The 21,747-nt window shown below is 51.0% G+C and carries 14 protein-coding genes; all 14 read left to right on the forward strand.

Features of this window, described 5'->3' with window-relative positions:
* Nucleotides 1–3 precede the first annotated feature (3 nt).
* On the forward strand, nt 4–384 hold the full coding sequence (gene gcvH, locus Q0X57_RS02360) for a glycine cleavage system protein GcvH (RefSeq protein WP_297727114.1): 381 nt from the start codon (nt 4–6) through the stop codon (nt 382–384).
* Nucleotides 385–396: 12 nt separating this feature from the next.
* Nucleotides 397–906 carry a 5-(carboxyamino)imidazole ribonucleotide mutase gene (purE, locus tag Q0X57_RS02365; RefSeq protein ID WP_297727075.1) on the forward strand — a complete coding sequence of 170 codons (510 nt, stop codon included), beginning with the start codon at nt 397–399 and terminating at the stop codon, nt 904–906.
* Between the two features lie 90 nt (nt 907–996).
* Nucleotides 997–2,712: a flavodoxin-dependent (E)-4-hydroxy-3-methylbut-2-enyl-diphosphate synthase gene (locus tag Q0X57_RS02370; RefSeq protein WP_297727078.1), complete on the forward strand. Its 1,716-nt coding sequence runs from the start codon at nt 997–999 to the stop codon at nt 2,710–2,712.
* A gap of 20 nt (nt 2,713–2,732) precedes the next feature.
* The gene (dut, locus tag Q0X57_RS02375) at nt 2,733–3,167 is read left to right on the forward strand and encodes a dUTP diphosphatase (RefSeq protein ID WP_297727080.1); all 435 of its coding nucleotides are present in this window, start codon (nt 2,733–2,735) and stop codon (nt 3,165–3,167) included.
* Nucleotides 3,164–4,927 (forward strand): hypothetical protein, encoded by a 1,764-nt coding sequence (locus Q0X57_RS02380; protein WP_297727083.1) that lies wholly within the window; start codon nt 3,164–3,166, stop codon nt 4,925–4,927. Before dut ends, Q0X57_RS02380 begins: the two co-directional genes overlap by 4 nt.
* A gap of 16 nt (nt 4,928–4,943) precedes the next feature.
* Entirely contained in the window at nt 4,944–5,765 is an 822-nt protein-coding gene (locus Q0X57_RS02385) for a DUF4292 domain-containing protein (RefSeq protein ID WP_297727086.1), read from the forward strand.
* A 25-nt stretch (nt 5,766–5,790) separates the two neighbouring features.
* The gene (locus Q0X57_RS02390; RefSeq protein ID WP_297727089.1) at nt 5,791–7,092 is read left to right on the forward strand and encodes a peptidoglycan DD-metalloendopeptidase family protein; all 1,302 of its coding nucleotides are present in this window, start codon (nt 5,791–5,793) and stop codon (nt 7,090–7,092) included.
* Between the two features lie 30 nt (nt 7,093–7,122).
* The gene (gene ribF, locus Q0X57_RS02395; protein WP_297727091.1) at nt 7,123–8,076 is read left to right on the forward strand and encodes a riboflavin biosynthesis protein RibF; all 954 of its coding nucleotides are present in this window, start codon (nt 7,123–7,125) and stop codon (nt 8,074–8,076) included.
* A gap of 112 nt (nt 8,077–8,188) precedes the next feature.
* Nucleotides 8,189–9,853, forward strand: a complete 1,665-nt coding sequence (locus Q0X57_RS02400) for a leucine-rich repeat domain-containing protein (RefSeq protein ID WP_297727094.1) — start codon at nt 8,189–8,191, stop codon at nt 9,851–9,853.
* Nucleotides 9,854–10,673: 820 nt separating this feature from the next.
* Nucleotides 10,674–12,092 carry a hypothetical protein gene (locus Q0X57_RS02405; RefSeq protein WP_297727098.1) on the forward strand — a complete coding sequence of 473 codons (1,419 nt, stop codon included), beginning with the start codon at nt 10,674–10,676 and terminating at the stop codon, nt 12,090–12,092.
* Between the two features lie 260 nt (nt 12,093–12,352).
* On the forward strand, nt 12,353–12,838 hold the full coding sequence (locus tag Q0X57_RS02410) for a hypothetical protein (RefSeq protein ID WP_297727101.1): 486 nt from the start codon (nt 12,353–12,355) through the stop codon (nt 12,836–12,838).
* On the forward strand, nt 12,835–13,731 hold the full coding sequence (locus tag Q0X57_RS02415; RefSeq protein WP_297727104.1) for a hypothetical protein: 897 nt from the start codon (nt 12,835–12,837) through the stop codon (nt 13,729–13,731). Before Q0X57_RS02410 ends, Q0X57_RS02415 begins: the two co-directional genes overlap by 4 nt.
* A gap of 29 nt (nt 13,732–13,760) precedes the next feature.
* Nucleotides 13,761–19,097 (forward strand): C10 family peptidase, encoded by a 5,337-nt coding sequence (locus Q0X57_RS02420; protein WP_297727107.1) that lies wholly within the window; start codon nt 13,761–13,763, stop codon nt 19,095–19,097.
* An 890-nt stretch (nt 19,098–19,987) separates the two neighbouring features.
* Nucleotides 19,988–21,622: a hypothetical protein gene (locus tag Q0X57_RS02425; RefSeq protein WP_297727110.1), complete on the forward strand. Its 1,635-nt coding sequence runs from the start codon at nt 19,988–19,990 to the stop codon at nt 21,620–21,622.
* Nucleotides 21,623–21,747 lie beyond the last annotated feature (125 nt).

The following is a 21,747-nucleotide window of genomic DNA, read 5'->3' on the forward strand; positions in this document are numbered from 1 at the left end:
ACTATGAACTTCCCAAACGAACTAAAGTACACAGCTGACCATGAGTGGGTCCGCATCAATGGCAACGAGGCTATCATCGGTATCACCGACTTCGCTCAGAGCGAGCTTGGCGAGATTGTTTATGTGGACGTTGACACTGAGGGTGAGAAGGTCGAGCGCAACGAAGTCTTTGGCTCTATCGAAGCTGTCAAGACTGTTTCTGACCTGATGATGCCTATGACGGGCGAGGTCCTAGAGGTCAACGCAGAGCTTGAGGATGCTCCCGAGCTGGTCAACGAAGATCCATACGGCAAGGGCTGGATCATCAAGGTAGCTATCGCAAATCCCGCAGAGGCTGACGAGCTACTTGACGCTGCTGGCTATCAAGAGAAGATCGGTAAGTAAGAGCTAGAGCAGATGCAACCTCTCGTTAGCGTCATTATGGGTAGCACGAGTGATCTACCCATTATGCAGCGTGCCGCCAAGCAACTGGAGGCACTAGAGATACCCTTTGAGCTACTCGCACTCTCTGCCCATCGCACTCCCGATGAAGTAGCTGAGTTCGCACGAGGTGCCGAGGAGCGTGGCGTACGTGTCGTCATAGCTGCTGCTGGTATGGCCGCACACCTATGCGGTGTCATCGCCTCAATGACACCCCTGCCTGTGATTGGAGTGCCCATTGATGCCTCTCTAGAGGGACTAGACGCTCTGCTAGCTATCGTACAGATGCCTCCAGGCATCCCCGTAGCAACGGTCGGAGTCAATGCTGCGCAAAACGCAGCGCTCCTAGCAGCTCAGATGCTGGCACTAGGCGATCCTGAGATAGCCCAAAGAGTGAGAGCTCAGAAGGCTTCGCTCAAGGAGAAGATCGTCAAGGCTAACAAAGAGCTAGCACAGATCTCTGACTATAAGTACAAAACGAACTAACGATAAGACGATGTAGAGGCGGAGGGTGACACAGCTTTTACCCTCCTCCCCTACTCGTTTATCTTTGCTATACACACCTACTACCATAATATGTCTCTCTGTAGATACCAGCGTCGTCAGAGTTACTCCGTGCCTGTCGGTGAGGCTCGTCTAGGAGGCGAGTCGCCACTGCTCTTACAGAGCATGGCTAACGTGAGTACCATGGAGACCGACCTCTGTGTGGCACAAGCCCTGCGCTGTGCCAGCGAAGGGTGTCAACTCTTTAGGTATACGGCTCAAGGGGTACGAGAGGCTACCAATCTGGGCGTGATCGCTGAGCGACTACGCGCCGAGGGGTGTCGTATGCCTCTGGTGGCGGACATACACTTTAGGAGTGAGCCTGCCTTTGAGGCGCTCAAGCATGTGGATAAGGTGCGTATCAACCCGGGCAATTTCCTTCACCAGAAGGCTTCGCTAGACGATGAGACGGCACAGGCGGAGATAGCAGAGGTCTTCGGGCGCTTTGTTCGCGAGGCTCAAGTTCGCCACCGTGCTATACGCATTGGTGTCAATCACGGCTCCCTCTCTGAGCGCATCCTAGCTCAGTATGGCAACACGCCCGAGGGGATGGTTGCCTCCTGCATGGAGTACCTAGAGGTGTGTGACAGCCTAGGAATGCGTGACGTGGTCATCTCAATGAAAGCCTCCAACGTCCTAGTTATGACGCAAGCTGTGCGCCTACTGGTGGAGCGTATAGATGCGCTAGGCTGGCACTATCCGCTACATCTCGGGGTCACCGAGGCGGGTGCTGGCGAGGATGGACGTGTCAAGAGCTGTATCGGCATTGCTAGCCTGCTCGTTGACGGTATGGGCGACACGCTGAGAGTCTCTCTGAGCGAAGAACCCGAGGCGGAGCTTCGCTTTGGGAAGAAGCTTATCGCGTACATTGATCAGTTGGCCACTTTTGACCAGACGAGACCTATCTACGGAAGCCATACTTATCGCTCCGTAACTCGTAACCAAGCGCAGGGCGCTACAACGCTGGCTCACTACCCCGCTGTGCTGACACTGGACAGCGATGGGAAGGCTCTCGGCGTAGGCTTTGATGCTCGACTGGAGGAGACGCAATTGGCTTTCGCCGAGGAAAGGCAGACACTGCAAGTCATCAACCTTGACACGCCAATGGATCGACTAGTGCAGCACTTAGAGGACTTTGTAGCTCACTGGGACGGTCGCTCTTGGCTGGAACTACGAGGCGCAGAGCTGGACTATATATATAAGGTACGCTATACCGTGGAGCAGCTCTCGAGAAGAGGTACGATGTCTCGCATCTTGCTACACTATACATCCCATGCGAGAGGCTATGACGACATCTTGATTGACTGCGCTACGCAGCTAGGCTCGTTACTTCTAGAGGGGATCGGCAATGCGGTCGCTTTCTCAGCAGTGGCTATGAGTCCTAAGGCTCGTCTGGACCTGCTCAATGGTATCCTTCAAGCGGTACGCATTAAGATGACCCACACCGAGTTCATCAGTTGTCCAGGCTGTGGGCGCACGCTCTTTGACCTTCAGCAGACGGTGGCGCAGGTCAAGCAAAGACTAGCGCATCTACCTAATCTCAAGATTGGCGTGATGGGCTGCATCGTCAATGGTCCTGGCGAAATGGCCGATGCGGACTACGGTTACGTGGGCGGTGGCGTCGGCAAGGTCGACCTATACCGAGGCCAGGAGCGACTCGTGCATGGCATCCCTTCGGCAGAAGCTGTGGATCACCTCATTGAACTCATCAAGAGTGACGGCAAGTGGTGCGACCCGCCACAGCAATAACCTTTATACCTACTCAACTCATGCTTCCTATTCGGATTATCAACCGCTCTTCCTATCCCCTGCCCCAATACGCTACGGCACTCTCTGCAGGGCTAGACCTACGAGCTAACCTAGAGCAAAGCGTCTTGCTAGCACCCCTAGAGCGTAGGCTGATACCCACTGGTCTATACATGGAAATCCCCGCTGGCTACGAGGGACAGGTGCGTCCACGCAGTGGACTGGCCATCAAGCAGGGGCTGACCGTACTCAATGCGCCTGGCACGATCGACGCAGACTATCGTGGCGAACTACAGATAATCCTTATCAATCTATCTCAAGAGGCAGTGGAGATAGCTCCTGGCGAGCGGATTGCTCAGCTAGTCTTCGCACGCCATGAGCAGTGCGACTGGATTGAGGTCGAGAGCCTTTCGGACACTCAGCGAGGCGATGGCGGTTTTGGACATACTGGCGTATGAAAAGCTTCGGTCGGCAGACGCTCTTACTCCTTCTCTTAGCTCTGCTAGGGCTAACCTCTGCTAAAGTCTCTGCGCAGTCCACAGAGACGAAGGGGACTGCCTACTCGCTCATTGAGGACTACGCCAATATCCTCTTCTTCGCAGGAGCGCAAGAGCCTGCCATCGGCTACCTCTACTACCTCTACGATGGCTATCCCGACCAGCAGGTTCGGACGGCGGTTCCGCTAGCCAGTTGGCTTGACCTGACAAGTCGGCAAAGCGAAGCTAAAGATCTACTCAAAATCCTTTTCACCAAGCGAGGCGACCAAGCACGCGCCAGCCAAGAGCTCGTACGCTACTACCTCACGCTCCTCTACAGTAGCGGAGAGATTAATGAGGCGGACTCGCTCTTTGCTATGCTCCCGAGAGAGGTATTGAACCATCCGAACATACTGCTCGTTCATCTGACCAACCTAGCGATGCTAAACAAGAACCAAGAGTTGCTAGAGCAGATTGCACAGCTAGACACAACGCAGTTCACAGATCCTCAGCAACAAGAAGTCTACTACCGACTCATCGCTCAGTCCTCCTCCAAGCTAGGAGACTACCAGCGCATGCTCCAAGCTGCGGAGCGTCTAGTTGAGCTTGAGCCGAGCAACCTTGGCAATCACCACACACGTCTAGAAGCGCTCAACGCACTGAGGCTAGACGACCAGATAGAAAAGGCTCTGGCGCAACTTCAGCAGACTCTCTCTCTACCCGACGCCTATATCGAGGTGACTCGTGCCGAACTGATCGCCTCGCGCCGAGACACCAAGCAATCGGCCGACTACCTCTACCGCTATCTAGCGCGACAAGACAGCATCACCTCTGTCTCGGCACGCATTGTCTCCATGCTACTGCCAGACTTCTCAGACATTAGCCAGATCCCGTCAGAGTTTATCCCCGCCTTGACACGCCTTGCAGAGCTAGAGCCGACCGATCCGAAGCTCTTCGCTGACCTTTATATGATTGTCTCGGCACAAGAGGGGAAAGCGCAGGCGGAGCAACTGATCAAGCACTTTTACGACAACCCCAAGACCGCTTATAGTGCGGTACTCGTGCAGGCTTCGCAGATGAAGGAGCAGGAGCGACTAGAGTACCTCACATCGGCACGCAAGCGTTACCCCGCAGACCTTCAGATCCTGGCGCTCTACGCTGGCGAACTCATCGCTCGAGACCGCTTAGACGAAGCTAAGCAAGCGATCAGTAGCCAGTTAGACTGGACCAAACTCAAAACCGCCGAAGGCGTTAAGCCGACCGAAGGACTGCGTCTGCTACTCCTCTACTCTTCGCTCATCTACGAGCGACAGAAGCAGTCGGCACAGGCACTAGAGGTCTTTGAGATAGCGGAGCGACTCTTTCCACGAGATGCTATCTTGCTCAACAACTACGCCTACTACCTCTACACCTTATCGCCACAAGACAGTAGCCATCTAGCGAAAGCCGAGCAACTAGCCGCGACAGCTTACGGACTAGCCCCCGAAGAGGCCAACATCCTCGACACTTACGGCACTATTCTCCTAGCTCAAGGCAAAACGACCATGGCACAGCTCATGCTCTCGCAAGCGGTAGAGCGAGCCGAGCAATTAGGCAAGCCCAATGCGGGCTACATCGAGCGACTAGGCGACGCTTATCTGCAGGGTGGCGATCGGCAAGCTGCCCTCCAGCAGTGGCAGCGAGCTTACAAGTTAGCCCCCACGACGGCGCTCCAGCAGAAGATTGATGCGCTGAACCCTTAGTTATGATGGACAAGCAATGAGACACTCACTACCATACACCCTCCTCTTGATCAGTAGCGTACTACTGCTCCTAGCTTGTGGCACACGCACCACTCACCCTAGCTCTCCAAAGGTGCCCACAGTCGCAGACGACGGAGGCTGCGCTCTAGGTGGCTCGTGGCTTTCTGACCAAATACTTCAGATCAGCCACACGCCCGAGCATCGCATCGCTAATGCTGAGCTATCTCTAGGCAACTCGCAGCTATCCACACGTATAGACCTCTTTGTGGATCAGAGCGAGGGCATGATGCTCTCGGCTCGTCCGCTCCCCTTCATCGAGGCTCTGCGCATCTACGTGCTCCCTGACCACGTCGCTCTGTACGACATGATGCACGACGCCAAGGTCACCATCACTTACTCTGAGCTGAGCGAGCAACTTGAGGCTGAGGTCTCCTACACACTCCTGCGCGACCTGCTCCTTGGGCAGCCCACCTACCTAGCCGATAGTGAGTACAGCGTTGGAAAAGGCTCCCTTGAGGTCTCACTCCATAGCCCCAAGGGCAAGCCCTGGGTCGCCGACTATATGGTCAATCCGCAATGCCAGCTAGGAGCTATCCGCATTGCCTCCACAGACCAAAGCCAAAAAGGCTATCTGCAGGGACGGTACAGCTACCAAAGCGGCTCCAGCAAAGCTATTGCAACACAGCTCCTCGTCTCTACCCCTCGCAAGCGTCTCTCCATGCAGCTAAAGTATAGCAAGAGCAAAGTGCTCAGCCCAGCCCAACTACGCGAGCGCATTACCGAGCCTCGTGATGGCTATAAGACTATGACCCTAGACGAGTTACTTAGGCTTCTTTAGTTTTCACACACTTCCCCATCGATCTATGTCACACCTCCGACGGTTACTCTATACCTTCTGTCTACTCACGCTCACAGGCACCCTACTCTTGGCACAGCAACCCAAGAAGTCCGCAGCCGTACGCAAGCTTGAGAAGCAGCGTACCGAGCTACTCAACGCTATTAAGAAGACCGACAAAGAGATCAAGGCTCTCGGTCAGAGCCTATCCGAAAAGAACCGACAAGACAAACTTGTTCGTCAGCAGATCAAAGACCGAAGCCAAGTCATCTCACTCTTAGATCAAGAGGTCTCTCTGCTCAACGTCTCCATCGATTCGCTAGCCAGACAGATTGGTGTGCTACAGCAAGAGGAAGAGGTAAGCCGTGGACGCTATGCCCAGACACTGCGAGCACTCCAGCAGCGCCCCCGCTTTGAGGATCGGCTGCTCTTCATCCTCTCCGCCTCCAGCTTTGACGAGGGCATACGTCGTGTGCGCTACCTCTCCGCTTATGCTAGAGCGCACAAGGAGGTCGCAGCACAGCTACACGACACCCGTGAGCGACTCCAAGCGAGCCAAAACCAACTCATAGCGACTAAGCAGCAGAAAGGGACGCTCCTACAGCTACGTGCCGAGGAGCGTGTCAAGCTAGAGCAACAGCAGAAGAGCATCGCCTCCGAGGTCAAGGAGCTCTCTTCCGAACGGCAATCACTCCAGAAGAAGCTTAAGCAGCAACAACGTAAGGCAGAGCAGCTCAACCAAGCTATCCAAGATCAGATAGCTCGTGAGATAGCTGAGGCAGAGCGCAAGGCACGTGAGGAGCGTGAGCGCCTCGAGCGTGAGGCTCGTAATAAGGGGCAGAAAGTGCCCAAGCAGGCTGAGCGTCGCGCCGAGACCAAGGATGGCTATGCGATGGATGCTACCGAGCGTAAGCTGGCTAGTTCCTTTGCTGCCAACAAGGGACAGCTCCCCGCACCTGTCAAGGGGCGCTACCGTGTCATCAGACGCTTTGGTCTCCAGCAGCACGATGACCTAGCCCTAGTGCAGACACGCAATGGCGGTATCGACATACAGGTGTCACGAGGCACCCAGGCGGTCGCCATCTTTGACGGAGTAGTCAGCAAGGTCTTCGTCGTGCCAGGCTACAACAACTCCATCATCATACGTCACGGTAACTATCTGACCGTCTATGCCAACCTGCAGAACGTCTCAGTCCGAGCAGGGCAAAAGGTCAAGACAGGTCAAGTCCTAGGCACCGTGGCGAGTGACGAGGAGGGACAGTATGGGGTCATGCAGTTCCAAGTATGGCACGAGCGCACCAAGCTCAACCCCCAAGCCTGGATAAGATAAAGCCACACCCTCATAAAAGCAGTTCATCCGATGCAAAGAGCAGAGTCCACGAGGCATCTAGTCGTTGCCATGGGAGCCTTCGATGGAGTACATCTAGGGCACCAAGCACTCATCCGCCAAGTCCTCACGATAGCCGAGCGAGACCACTTGACCTCAGGAGTCGTTACCTTCGATCCGCACCCGCAGCTGGTACTACACCCCGAGCGTCCCTTCCGCCTCATCACGCTAGAGCGAGAGAAGGAGCTACTCCTGCACCAGATGGGCATAGAGCGGGTCGCTGTCATCCCCTTTACAGTGTCCTTGTCACAGATGAGTGCCGAGGAGTTTCTCCGCACGTACCTCGACGAGCAGCTACATATCCACACACTCGTCGTGGGCTTTGACCACCACTTCGGTCACGACAAGGGGCTCGACTTTGCGGACTATCAGGCGATAGCGCAGCACTACGGCATACGCTGCATACGTGGAGAGGCATATACCTTGGGAGACAGCACGAGCCAAGATCCCATCAGCTCGACCGCCATACGTCGCTGGATAGACACTGGAGCCGTGACCGAGGCGGAGAGACAGCTAGGACACCCCTACACCATCTTGGGCAAAGTCAAGACAGGTCTTCAGATAGGGCGCAAACTGGGCTACCCAACCGCCAATATAGAGGTACCCTCCCCCTACAAAGCGCTTCCACCCGCTGGCGTCTACATGGCACGCACGACCATTGATCCCTTTGGAGCGACCCAGCAGCGAGATATACCGAGCATGCTCTACATAGGCACACGCCCCACGCTCGAGCTAGCCAAGGAAGAGACGATGATTGAGGTCTTTCTAATGGGTGGCGAGGAGTACCACCTCTACGGTCAGGAGCTACAGATCTCCCTCTGCGATAGACTACGTCAGGAGCTACACTTCGAGAGCCTAGAGGCACTGCGCAAGCAGATCTCCCGCGACGAGGAGGCGGTGCGGCGCTACTTCCAGCTCTCCGACTAATACTCAAGCTTACCTACTCCACACCTCTAAAATACCTACATAAACTGATTTTCTAGAGAGAAAGTTGATCGTACCTTTGCGCTCGTATTTTCAACCATAATACGAAAAGAACATGAATCAACTTACTACCAGTTTGTTGCGGAGGAGCCTACTCCTCTCACTCATCATGATGCTCCTAGGTAGCGTCACTCTTACATCTGCTCAAGACGGAGGCAATACGTCCGAGAGCAAAGAGTCCATCACATTTCACACGACGCGTAAGGTCGGGGCTAAAGTTCAGCTCAGCGTTAAGGCAAAGACTCCTGTAAAGGCCGATGGACTAAAAGAACCTATCGTAGCAGACGGAGCTCTCCACCGTTACACCCTCACGAAGGATAAGGTGTCCGTCAACGGAGATATCACCAACTTTACCTGCACTTTTAATGAGATCGATCAGCTTGATATCACCAAGGCTTCCTCTCTTGACACACTCAAGTGTGGGAAAAACATCTTGACCTCCCTCGACATCTCCAAGAGCAGCTCTCTGAAGAACCTAGACTGTTGGAACAATAAGATTACAGCTCTAGACCTAGCATCATGCCCTCAGCTTGTAGTCGTACACTGTGCTAGAAACAATATCTCAGAGCTTGATCTATCTAAGAGCTCCAGTCTAGAGTTCCTAGACTGTGCACGCAATCAAATATCCCGTCTAGACTTCTCCAAGACACCCAAGATCCGCTTCATATACTGTTCATGCAATAAGATCAAAGCGACCGTCATGGGTCGTCTCATCTATAGCCTACCCGACCGATCCCAAGAGGAGAGGAATGGGGAGATACACGTTATAGACAGCTTTTTCGCCAAGAAGTTTGGAGACAACGTATGTCTCAAGAAAGATGCCCTTGAGGCTAAGCGACGTGGCTTTAAAGTCTTTGACTTCAACGCTCCCAACCCCAAGAAATACGAAGGCAGTGATCCTGTATACCCTGCTGGTGAGACCACCCTTGCGACAGCTCTCAAAGTAGGAGACAAAGTCTCTCTCAGCATGGCGGGCGAGGACAATGACGACATCATGCTAGAGGGGCTCCGTGAGCCTTTTGATCCAGGGACGAAGGAGTACACCGTTGAGAGTACTACCTTCACGATCCACGGCAAGCTTACCGAGCTAGACTGTAGCAAAAAGAAGGTCTCAAGCATCTCTGTATCTGCAGACCACCCCTTGCTCAAGCTAAACTGTAGCTCCAACAAACTTACTACTCTAGATCTAACCAAGGCCCCTCAACTACAGACTCTAGAGTGTCAGGGTAATAAGATTAGCGAGATTAAGATAGCTACTGCATCAAAGCTTGAGAAGCTCAGCATCTACAACAATGCTATCCAGGAGAAAGCTATGAGCCAACTCATACAGGCTCTTCCAGACCGCAAAGGTCAGACAGCAGGTCTACTCTATGCCATCAGCAAGACAAGCACTACCGAGCTCAACAAGTGCCCAGACGAACTTATCAAAGTAGCTAAAGACAAAAACTGGGAGCTGAAGAGCAACGAGTCGGACAATGTATCTGTAGAGGCACCCTCTACGCTTGCTCTACGAGTCTATCCCAACCCAGCTAAGGAGTATGTACACGTAGCAGGGCTAAGTCGTGGTGAGGTCGTAGCACTCTACTCTTCTCAGGGCGAGCTTCTACAGCGTGCCACAGCTAATGACCTCGGGAGTGTAGAGCTAGATCTGCACAGTCTACCCGATGGAGCATATATCCTCAAGAGCGCATCTGAGAGCACAGTCCTACTAGTCAAGTAAGAAGCTACACTTCGAGAGCCTAGAGGCACTGCGCAAGCAGATCTCCCGCGACGAGGAGGCGGTGCGGCGCTACTTCCAGCTCTCCGACTAATCACGGTCCAAACGACCCAACCCAAGGGGCTGTATCGCGACGCTGCGGTACAGCCCCCTCTTTTTGCCCGCTAAGCTAGGTTTCACCTAGTGAAACTAAAGTTTCATACAGGTGAAACTAGAGTTTCATACCCAGGGCTGACGCATTATATATCGGTACTCTACTAACTACGCTTGACAACAACTCTGGGATATGTGGATTAAGCCTCGCTTCATAGCGCTACCAATACTCATACATCTTCGCTAAGTCCGATATCTACCAAGGAAATTCCCAATAGCTCACGAGAAAACGAAAATTCCCCACGAAGAGGCGAAATAAAACTTCGGAAGAATGAAATGAAACTTCGGAAGAATGAAATGAAAGTTCGGAAGATTTTTTCGTTTCCTCGTTGGATAATCCAAAATATCTACGGATGAATTTCCCAATTTCCCCCACCTTCAGATTTCTACCATAGAGACGTAGATGCACTCGTCCGCTATAATGCGTCAGCCCTGCACTTGATCCTAAAATCTGCCAAATCTTGGAGAAATCATATCGGATTCTGCTGTATTTGGACAAATCCCGAGAAGTGCCCTTTTTGCTCTTGATTGGTAGCCCTTAAAGCTTGTAACTTTGTGTTGTCTATAAGCCTCTTCTTTAGTATCCCCTAGAGGGTATTTATGCACTCTCTAGGGGTATTTAGAATCGCTAGAGCCTGGATAACGACACTAATCAAAACCAAATATAACAATGAAGAAATCCAAACTACACCTGATGTCTTGGCTCCTACTACTAGCCAGCATCCTACTCATCTCATGCAAGAAGGATGAGCCAAATCAAAAGAAAGAGACCCCTCGCAATCCCGAGGTGGTTGCACAGGAGCAGGAGCTCCTCAAGCTCCTCGGAGAGGACGAGGGCATCGCCTTTGCCTCTGGTATGAAGGTGGGCGACACCATCTCTATGGGCATCTGGGCTGAGGGAAAGCTTGAGTTTAAGGGGATGAAGCCCTCGGAGTACCCCACACGCTATCCTGATTTGAAGGAGTGGGTCTGCTATACCATCACCGACCCTAATGTAGTCATCAAGGGTAATGTGATCGGGGTCAATATTCAAGAAGCTCCACTCACTGCATTTGTGGCATCTAAGGCGCCTAACTTTGAGGCCTTTAATATGTTTGATTGTCCTAATATCACCGATCTAGACTTCTCTCAGTGCAAGGCCCTTGTATATATACGGATGGTCCGGCTCGATAAGCTAACTAGCATAGCACTACCTACAGAACCTATTCTCAAGAAATTATATTTGTGGGCTTCTCCCAAGCTAGAGCAACTAAATCTATCTAAGGCTACTGATCTAAGGAGTCTTACCTTAGGTAAAATGTCTCTCAAAGAGCTAGACCTCACGCATTGTAATAAGCTCTTAGATTTATATCTAGATAGTTCCTCTACTCCTATACCCGACATAAGTCATCTCAAGCTAGAGGCTCTAGCCTTCAGAAATAAAAATCTGACTTCACTAGATGTTTCTAAGCTTCCTGAGACATTAATCCTTTTAGACCTTTGCGACAATAAGCTTCAAGGCTCTCTAGATCTCTCTCGTCTGAAGCGCCTCAACCTATTATACATATCAAATAATCAACTCTCTACGCTCAAGCTCCACCATGTCCCTGCTCAGCTCTATGCTCAGAACAATCAGCTGACATCTATTGAGGTAGTCGAAGCAGAAAATAAGTACTACGAAGAGGACATGTCTGATGAAAAGCAACAGAAACGAGGGTGGAACCGTAGTCTTTTTGTGGATTTTACATTCAGTAAGATGTCAGAAGAGGCTATCACACAGTTCCTCGACAAGCTCTTTACAAATGAAATCCCTGATAAATTGAAAGGACTCTTTCTTATGGCAACTCGTGAGAATGAGAACGAAGAATACTCCTTTGGTGAGAATGCTTTCACTCCCCGGCACTTAGAGCAGATTAAAGCCAAGGGATGGATACCCGTAGGGCTTACAAAGAGTACTGGAGCGCTCCATACCATTAAATTCCGCAGTAAACACAGCAGACCTGCCACTCCTATGGTGTCACAGGGTACCCCCTCTCTAGAGCTGATGCGAGAGAACCTGCTTGATGCTAGCAACGAGTCCGATGCTAGAGCGTTTACTCCTCATCTCTAAGCTCTCCTAAACGAATAGACAAGACACAGCTCCTCGGGGCGTGTCTTGTCTCATATCATTATCTATCAACTCCTATAATATAACAGGCTGACTTTCCTTATTTCAATAGACAATATCCAATTAAAAACTAATCACATAACGCTATGCAGTTGACACAACGTTTGTACACTTTGGGGCTTCTTGCAGTTGCCCTTCTAGTGTTCCCGAGCTGTGACCCTAAGGGTCCGACTCGCCAGATACAGGTAGAGGCAGAGGTGCCTATGACTAAGTCCTTCGACATCCAGCTCAATGTCGCAGATTACTTTACTATCCCAGAGTCGGGGATGCGTACTCTGAGAGTTGAGATAGAGCGGGTCTTGTATCAGGACAATGTCTCTTGGAGCGTTCAGGAGAGCTTAGGAGCTACAAATGTCTCAGTAGACGACATCAAGAGTCTACGACTAGATAAGATCTCCATAAAGTGCCTTAACCCTACAGGCTTAGATCTATCCATCTTAGCACCCATACGCCTCTATATAGGCAAGGATAGCCGACTATTTGCAGAGACTCGTGTAGAGCCTTCGCAGACAGACGTGATAGACTTAGTCCTACACGAGCATGATCTACTACCTTATGTCAGTGTCAGTGAACTGCCGATAATGGTGACCAGCAAAAGAGCGTCAATCCCCGACTGGCCTAACCCCGACGTTAAGACGATACGGGTGCAGGTGACCTTCACAGGAACAGCTAGCGTATTGACGAAATGAAGCAGCTACTCAATCGACTAATGGGAGGAGTAGCAACTTGCCTACTCCTCTCCACACTCCTCAGTGCACAGGAGTCTCCCTCTTATAAGCGACTAGCCGATGGTCGCTACGTGGTAAGTGGAGCTAGTCAACCTATGGAGCCTACAAATAAAGGACTCTCAGGGATCGGACTAGCCGTAGGTGTCTCTGTCCCTTATGGTACATTTGCTCAGCTAGGGTTTCGGATCATACCACAGCTGGCTGTTCGAGGCGGTATAGGCTTCTTCCCTAAGATGCAGCTCTATAGTAAGGCAGACTTTGACTTTGGGAACCCCACTGAGATGCAGGAGTATACTAAGGCTCTAGGCTATACGCCTGGGATAGATGCAAAGGTCGCCTATAGCAACTTGTCGGGGCAGCTTTTGCTAGACTGGCATCCCTTCGGGCGAGGCTTTCGTCTGACGGGTGGACTTACTTTTGGCTCGCCTCAGGTTCATGTACATGCTATGCTGATAGACACCAAGACGGGGAGGTCTATTACGGAGCAGGAGAGCAACCTTGATCCGAACAATATGCCTCGCATTACCATCCAAGATGCCAATGACCCCTCAGCGGGTGTGACCCTTCAGCCTAGTGGCGATGCTTCGGCCGATGTCTCAATCTTGTGGCAACGCAATGTGAAGCCCTACGTGGGGATTGGTTATGGTCAGATAGCGCCTAAGTCCGGGGTCTCGTTCTTCTTCGACCTTGGGGTGCTATTTACGGGCAAGGTAGGACTAGCATCTCCCAATGCCATAGCAGGTGATCTCAATACACTGCTAGACTATGACCCCAAGGTGCAGGAGATAGTTTACAAGGCTCAGTTCCTGCCTGTACTCAACTTCGGCATAGCCATCCGACTAGCGTCAATTTAAGTCTCAACAAAAACAATCCTCAATCATATATGAACTATCTACAAATCCGCTGGCGACATGTGCTTGCCCTCTCGCTCATACTACTCTGTAGTGTGAGTGCGCTCTTTGCTCGGCCTCTGAGCGAGCGTGAAGCTCGACACCTCGCCGAGCAATTTTTCCATCAAGTAGCCTATGCACATAAGGTGTTGGCTCCTGCGCAACAACCGCTCAGTCTCGTATCAGCTCCGATACGTCAGAGTGCTGGTGTAGAGCTACGCACCCTATCGGGCGACAAGGCTCGCTACTACTATATTTATAATAGAGGTAGCAATGCAGGCTTCGTCATCATCGCTGGTGATGATGAGCTGACACCCTATATTGGCTACGCTACGACTGGACAAGTCCTTGAGCAGGATATGCCCGAACAGCTCCGAGCCTTTCTCAAGGCTTGTCAGGAGCGTATCGATGAGCTTACCTCTAGTGTAGGTTTGCGTAGCTCTCTCAGACCTACACCCCGAACCGCTACAGAGCCAGCACAGATTGCTCCTTTGTTGGGAAACATACAGTGGAATCAGAGTGCCCCGTGGAATAATCAGACACCTACCGACAATCAAGGAAAGCATATGCCAGTCGGTTGTGTCGCAACCGCCTATACGCAGGTGATGCGTTATCATCAGTGGCCTACGCAAGGTGAGGGAACCTTCTCCTATACAGAAGAAAGAAGTAACCGCCAGCATAGTGTAGACTACGGGGCTACTACGTATGACTGGGCGCATATGCCTGAGCGGTATAACGACCCATCGTCTGCGACCTCTGAGGAGACCCAAGCACTCTCTACGCTTGCCTACCATGCCGGTGTCGCTGTCGAGATGATGTACGCACCCAGTGGTAGTGGCTCCTATACGCCCCTTGTAGCACGAGCTTTGGCAGATCACTTCCGCTATGACAAGAGGGTGAGCTTCAAGAGTCGAAGCAACTATACTCAGGCCTCTTGGGAGCAGATGCTACGTGCCGAGCTGATAGCCGCTCGTCCTGTAGTCTATAGTGGTAGGGGTAGTGGCGGTGGTCACGCTTTTGTCTGTGATGGTTACGATATGGAGGGACTCTTTCATATCAATTGGGGCTGGGGAGGCATGAGCGATGGCTACTTCAACCTCAACTACCTCGTCCCCTCAGATCTCGGTATAGGTGGTGGTGCTGGAGGAGGCTTCAGTCTCGGCCAAGGAGCAGTCGTAGGCATCAAGCCCGACAAGACCGGCTCATCTCAGAGACAGGAGTCTTCGCTGGTGACCACGTGGCGATTTGGGATGACCTTCACAGAGGGTACACTTGATGCTAGTGCAGAGTACACCGTTACATTAACAACTGATGCGACTCCATACGATGGGTCCGTAACCTATGGCGTGACCAAGGTCGGAACGACAGATACGCTGTACCTAGATCAATACGCACGCAATGCTCGTATTGATGGACTTTATCAAGACTTTAGCATCGACCCCGAAGAGCTACAGCTGAGTAATCACATCGGTGTCGGCACTTGGGACATCTTCCTCGCATATCGTCATACAGATGCCAAGGGTCAGACTGCGTGGAGACCTTGCGGTCAGCACGAACGTGCCAAAGAGCAGTATCGTCACACCTACACGATCACGCAGGAGAGCGATGGCTCCTATGTCGTAACAGAGGAGGCTAGTAGCAATCTCTCTATGCTAGAGCTGGTCGCAGGATCTGTTCAGAGCTCTATCGTAGGCTATGAAAAGAGCAAAGTTTCTCTCCAGCTACGCAATACAGGGCGAGTAGAGTTCTTCGGCCAACTATACCTATACGCTAGAAAGGTCGGTGAACGGATATTTGAACCAGTAGTCAATATAATCCCAGTGATAGATGCTGGAGCGGTCAAAGAGGTTACCTTCGAGATAGACCGATTCCCCTATGGATCTGGAGATGTGGAGCTAGAAGTAGGGTATTTCATCGGAGATCGCTTTAACCAGTTATCGACGACGACTGTCTCCATACAGTCTGCGACCGACATACGCCCAGCTTACGTCCTCTCCTCAGATCAGCCTGTCAGGGTAAATGTGAACAGTGGCAACCTCTCACAGATACGCATACGCAATATAGGTACGAAGACACCAACAAACCATGTCTTCTATCGCTGGGAGCTACGGAAGGAGAAACAGACGACTAGCACCCGTTGGACGCAGATTGACATTCCAGCTGGAGGTGAGCAGCTTGTTGCTCCAAATCTAGCAACCGAACTTCGTCAGATAGGCGCAAAGCGTGGCGATAATATTACGCTCACAGCCACCTTTATCGAGGTAAATGAAGAGGAGCAGCGTATCATCAGTGTAATACCTCTTATGGAGGAGGCTAAGCTCTCCGTATACTGTGATGGTGAGCTAGTGGTCGGTGATGGAGTCATCACGATGACCACGGCACGGGCAGTCGGAGAAAATATCTCCTTCGCCTACTTGGCGGAAGGTGATGTCGTAATAGAAGGAGCGACAGGGACTCCCAAAGAAGATAAGTGGGTCGACTATACCCTTACAAGCCAACAAGTATCCCTACGAGGAGATTTCACTGTGCTCATCTGTGAGCAAAATGAGTTGACAAATCTTGATGTCTCCCAATGTAGCTCCTTAGAGGGACTATCGTGCTTTCTTAATCAGATTAAGGGAGAGGCGATGACGCAATTGGTCAATAGCCTCCCCGACCGCACAGGTAAGAAGGCTGGGATCTTTGTCGTTTATTATACCTCTCAAGAGGAGAGAAATATATGTCTCAAGAGCGATGTTACTATAGCTAAAGCTAAGAACTGGCAAGTCGCTCTAGCGACTTTAGAAAACGGAAAGATTAAATATTACCTCTACGAGGGAGAGGATCCGACAAAGACCTTTGCCGTAACGTTCGCGAAGCAAGGCGAAGGAACGCTCACAGCCACCGGTGCTGACGATCTCAACGCAGTCCCCTTCGGTACGGAGCTCACGATCGAAGCGACACCAGCCGAAGGCTACGAGTTAATCGCTCTAACGGCTAATGGCAAAGACATTCTAGCGACGAAGAAGCTGAGCGTCAGGGAAGACATCGAGATCAAGGCAACCTTTGCGAATTTTGACAACGGCGTTATCACGATGACCACCTCTAGGGCAGTAGGCCAGCAGATTATGCTGGCGATGCGTCCCGTCGAGGGGCAGACAGTCATCGCTGAGGGCCTCAAGGAGCCGCTGATACTCGATGGCGATACTCATTTCTATACGCTCACGAGCCAGACAGTCACCCTCCTAGGGAAATTGGAGTTTTTGAGATGTAATGGAAACCTCTCTAGGCCACCTGTCCCTTATCAGAACCTATTGACCAACTTGGACGTGTCACGCTGTAATACATTAACAAAGTTGGACTGCTCTAAGAATTCGCTCCAAAGCTTGGATGTGTCAGGCTGTAATACATTAAGCGAGCTGGACTGCTCTGATAATTCGCTCCAAAGCTTGGACGTGTCAGGCTGTAATACATTAAGCGAGCTGTACTGCTATTATAATTCGCTCCAAAGCTTGGACGTGTCAAGCTGTAATGCATTAACAGTGCTGTACTGCTCTGGGAATTCGCTCCAAAGCTTGGACATTACGCACAACGAAGCTCTTACTAAGCTAGACTGTTCGGGTAATCAACTAGAGACTCTAGATTTGTCTCAGTGTCTTAACCTAGTGAACGTAGAACTGTCCAAGAATCAGCTGACCCACCTTGATGTGTCACATAATGGCGAATTGCAGTTCCTAGAATGCTATGATAATCAGATCAAGGGTGAGGCGATGACAGCGCTAGTCAATGGTCTACCCGATCGTATGGACAAGGAGCCTGGCAGGTTTCAAGTTATAGGCGAGGATGCTAAGACAGATGGCAATATATGTCTCAAGAGTGATGTCGCCATCGCCAAGGGTAAGAATTGGCGTGTCGAAGATGAAAATGGCGACCCATACGAGGGAGAGGACGACTCTCAGCCCTCTGTCGGTGACGGTGTCATCACGATGACCACCTCTAGGGCAGCAGGCGAGCAGATTATGCTGGCGGTGAGTCCCGTCAAGGGGCAGACTGTCATCGCTGAGGGCCTCAAGGAGCCGCTGATACTCGATGGCACGGGGCATCTCTATACGCTCACGAGCCAGACAGTCACCCTCCGGGGTAACCTGACACTCCTACTGTGTGATGGTGCTGTAAATCTGGAGACGCCCCCCTCGCATGAGAATCAGTTGACGAGCTTAGACATAAACTGCGAGACGCTTACACTGTTGTCCTGTTCGGGTAATCCGCTGACCAGTCTAGACCTGTCACATGCTCGTGCATTGACTACCTTGGGGTGTTATGGGAATAAACTGACGCAACTCGATCTTTCTCCGTGTACTAAGCTGACAGGATTAGGTGTCGGGGAGAACCTGCTGACCCACCTTGATGTGTCACATAATAGCGAATTGCAGTTCCTTGATTGCTTTGGTAATCAGATCAAGGGTGAGGCGATGACAGCGCTAGTCAATGGTTTACCCGATCGTAGGGGCAAGGAGCATGGCATGTTTCAAGTTATAGGACTGGATGCTAAGACAGATGGCAATATATGTCTCAAGAGTGACGTAGCCATCGCCAAGGGTAAGAATTGGAGTGTCCAGTCCTTCTCTGGCGACTACGAGGGTGAGGATCCTATAGTAACGTATATCGTAACACTCTCCAAGGAGGGTGAGGGTACGCTCACCGCTACGGGAGCCGACGATCTCACCGCTGTCCCCTACGGCACAGAGCTAACGATTGCCACTACTCCAGCCGAGGGGTACGAGCTTACTGCACTTACTGCCAACGGCACTGACATCCTCGCTACGAAGAAGTTCGTTGTAAAGGGTGCTACTGAAGTCAAGGCGACCTTTGAGAAGAAGACGTTCGCCGTGACCCTAACGAGCAATGAGCATGGTACGATTTCGATTGTTGAGAACGTAGATCTCAAGGCGGTACCCTATGGCACTACCTTGACAGTCCAAGCTACGGGTAAGAACGACAAGTGCGAGCTTACCGCCCTCACAGCCAACGGAGAGGATATCCTTGCCACGAAGAAGTTTGTCGTCAAGGGTGCTACCGAAGTGAAGGCAACCTTCGTAGACCATACGAATATAGCGGAAGTCAATACCGAAGCTATTCGCTTTTACCCCAATCCTGCTAGAGAGTACATTATCGTAGAGGGAGTAGACCCTGCTAGCGAGGTCAAGCTCTACAGTATGGAGGGCGAGCTACTGTGCGCTATGCAAGCAGATGCAGAGGGGCATCTACAGATTGACCTGACAGCTCTCAGCGATGGTGTCTACCTCCTCGTAGGCACTGGGTGGCAGGAGCGACTAGTGGTCAAGAAGTAGGGCTACCCCCTTCTCTATAGTAGAGACTGCTACATAGTGGCAAGCGATTAAGCTCACCATCGTGTGGCAGTCTCTTTTAGTTTCTCCCGTATGAAACTGGAGGGCTGACGCATTATAATGAGACTGTTGCAAAAGTCAACAGTCTCACTAATTGCTCTGTCAGGAGCTACACATAGCGACAAGCGAGGAGTAGATGAACTCATTATTATATAATGTGTCGGCTCTGCACTCTAACCTCTAATAACAGATCTTTACAGGGAAATTCGTCCGATTCCCTTCTTTCTCGAATATCCACGTGGGAAATCTCAAATCTCCACGTGGCTATTTTTTATTTTCCACGTGGGCGTGATTCATTTCATCCGAAGTTTCATTTCATTCTTCCGAAGTTTCATTTCATTCCTCCGAGGAATTTTTTATTCCCCACGTGGAGATTTTGAAATATCCACGTGGAAATCACTTTTCCCCGACACAGCGTCGTTTTGGTATGTATCCAGTTCTAAATTATTGTAGCGACCCAACCTCCAGTCGGAGGGCAGCCGTTGTCGAACCGCAAGACGAGTAACCCTGTGTAGGGACTCACGAGAGTGTCCAGTCGGAGGGCGTCCGTTGTCGTTAAGTTTGACGATGTCCAGGCTACGACGTCTCGATCGTTCTACAACGGACGCACGAGCCGTCCAGTCCCTACAGCTCTTTACTCGTTTAGGTATCCCTACTCGTGAGAGTTACGGCATCGAGTCCAAGAGAGGAATTTCGTCCAAATCTTGGTGAAACCATATCGGATTCTGCTGTATTTGGACAAATCCCGATTACCTCCATTTTACCCCTTGATTAGTAGCTTACAACGACTGTATCTTTGCGCTACAAATCACATATAATCAAATAAAAACCAAATGAAGAAAACTACATTATTAGCGCTGGTATTAGGGGCTTTTGTAGGGCTACAGGCTGTCTGTTCCACAGAGCTAAATGCTCAAGAGGTCGAGACGCTGACGGCAGCTCGTACAGACCTGCTCTCACGTAAGTATCTACGTCCATCTCGCTCCGTCATCTATGCAACAGATGGCTCCGACGTCGCAGAGCGACTAGTTGAGATAATGCAACAGCATCCCAATGAGCAGTTTGACATCAATGAGATTGTCCTAGATCGCATCGAGCTGACACCGCCTAAAGACCCCAATAGTGCCGAAGGTCGCCAAGCACTCCAAGATGAGATCACTCGTGTTCTCGAGAATGCGCACGTGGGGCGTATGATTATGAAGAGCTGGTTCCCTCGTTATGATAAGGCAAGCAAAGGGTACTCTCTCGAAGTCCTAGAGGCGAGAGGAGCATTTGCCGCAACGGATGCTGATATCGTTGAGGCAAAGACGGCTCATAGAGACCTCTCTGTACAGCTAAATACCATCGGAGAGCAGCTCATCGACCGCTCTTATGTAATCGTATATTATGTATATCTCACTGAGGCCAAAGAGGCAAAGGTGAGCGGATTCGTCTATAAGCTAGACTTCGGTGCTGAGACGATGAATGCCTTCTATACGAAGCACTTCAACTCACCCGAAGGAATAGACAAGGCTACATTCCCACTAAAGTTTGTCTATGCAACGAAGGAAAACAAGGTCTCCTCTTTTGTGATGGGTATGACCAAGGGTACAGCTGTGGGCAAGGATACCAACTACGAGACGCTCGCTATGAACGTATTCCAACTAGCAGATGTGCTAATCGCTAATAATGTACACGACTTAGAGATTCAGGCTTCCATCGCTCAGACGAGTCCTATCTCTGCTAAGATAGGGACGAAGGAAAACTTGAAGACGGACGACCGCTTTTTCGTCGTAGAGAATGTCCTTGATCCCGCCACAGGAGAGACCAAGACTGTACGCCGTGGTGCCGTACGTGTTGGTATGCACATTGCAGACAACAAGAAGATTGCCGATGGCAGCCAGCAGGACTTCACACGATTCTATCAATATGCAGGGTTTAGTCGCCTCGAAGAGGGTATGACCCTCATCAGCAAGCCTGATCTAGGAGTCGGATTGACTCCTTTGGTGAACTTTATGTATGTGGGTGCTGAGGTGGATTACCGTGCTTCAGACCTTTTGTCGCTGATTCCAAAGCTCAAGGGGAAGTCTGTCCCAGGTATTTTCCTCTTCGTCCGTATGGGTATACCTTTTGGACTCAAGGCGTCTAAGGATGGAGGCTTTGGCGTACTAGCAGTGACCTCTGAAGATGTATCGGCTCTTTTCATACGTATGACCTATGGTCTACGCAAGGAGTTTAACTTCGCTCGAGCATTCAATGCTTCTGTAGAGTTAGGATATGGTACTCTAGGAGTTCTATCTAATAGAGAGGTGAATACAGAAAGTTTCGGCTACCTAACTCTCGGAGGTCGCTTCGGCTGTTACGTACACCCCAATATCAATGTCTTTGCCCATCTAGGTAGTGAGCTATGGGTCGCTGGGGGTGAATCAGCCAAGGCGGTAGGCATCCCGCCTATCAACTTTGGTGTGGGTACACGTATCTCATTCTAATATGAAGAATAGATTATCTGATTAGTTTCCATAGGACTGCTGTAGCCTCTAGTGTGGTTATAGCAGTCCTATACGCATCATTAAAAAAAAAAACAGATTAAGACGATGAAGATAGAGACATTTGC

Origin of the sequence: uncultured Porphyromonas sp., assembly GCF_947254915.1 — a bacterium.
Taxonomy (GTDB): Bacteria; Bacteroidota; Bacteroidia; order Bacteroidales; family Porphyromonadaceae; genus Porphyromonas.

What these genes read in the sequence shown, in the direction of transcription:
- gcvH (WP_297727114.1), top strand. Translation starts at nt 4, where the DNA reads ATGAACTTCCCAAACGAACTAAAGTACACAGCTGACCATGAGTGGGTC.
- purE (WP_297727075.1), top strand. Translation starts at nt 397, where the DNA reads ATGCAACCTCTCGTTAGCGTCATTATGGGTAGCACGAGTGATCTACCC.
- Q0X57_RS02370 (WP_297727078.1), top strand. Translation starts at nt 997, where the DNA reads ATGTCTCTCTGTAGATACCAGCGTCGTCAGAGTTACTCCGTGCCTGTC.
- dut (WP_297727080.1), top strand. Translation starts at nt 2,733, where the DNA reads ATGCTTCCTATTCGGATTATCAACCGCTCTTCCTATCCCCTGCCCCAA.
- Q0X57_RS02380 (WP_297727083.1), top strand. Translation starts at nt 3,164, where the DNA reads ATGAAAAGCTTCGGTCGGCAGACGCTCTTACTCCTTCTCTTAGCTCTG.
- Q0X57_RS02385 (WP_297727086.1), top strand. Translation starts at nt 4,944, where the DNA reads ATGAGACACTCACTACCATACACCCTCCTCTTGATCAGTAGCGTACTA.
- Q0X57_RS02390 (WP_297727089.1), top strand. Translation starts at nt 5,791, where the DNA reads ATGTCACACCTCCGACGGTTACTCTATACCTTCTGTCTACTCACGCTC.
- ribF (WP_297727091.1), top strand. Translation starts at nt 7,123, where the DNA reads ATGCAAAGAGCAGAGTCCACGAGGCATCTAGTCGTTGCCATGGGAGCC.
- Q0X57_RS02400 (WP_297727094.1), top strand. Translation starts at nt 8,189, where the DNA reads ATGAATCAACTTACTACCAGTTTGTTGCGGAGGAGCCTACTCCTCTCA.
- Q0X57_RS02405 (WP_297727098.1), top strand. Translation starts at nt 10,674, where the DNA reads ATGAAGAAATCCAAACTACACCTGATGTCTTGGCTCCTACTACTAGCC.
- Q0X57_RS02410 (WP_297727101.1), top strand. Translation starts at nt 12,353, where the DNA reads ATGACTAAGTCCTTCGACATCCAGCTCAATGTCGCAGATTACTTTACT.
- Q0X57_RS02415 (WP_297727104.1), top strand. Translation starts at nt 12,835, where the DNA reads ATGAAGCAGCTACTCAATCGACTAATGGGAGGAGTAGCAACTTGCCTA.
- Q0X57_RS02420 (WP_297727107.1), top strand. Translation starts at nt 13,761, where the DNA reads ATGAACTATCTACAAATCCGCTGGCGACATGTGCTTGCCCTCTCGCTC.
- Q0X57_RS02425 (WP_297727110.1), top strand. Translation starts at nt 19,988, where the DNA reads ATGAAGAAAACTACATTATTAGCGCTGGTATTAGGGGCTTTTGTAGGG.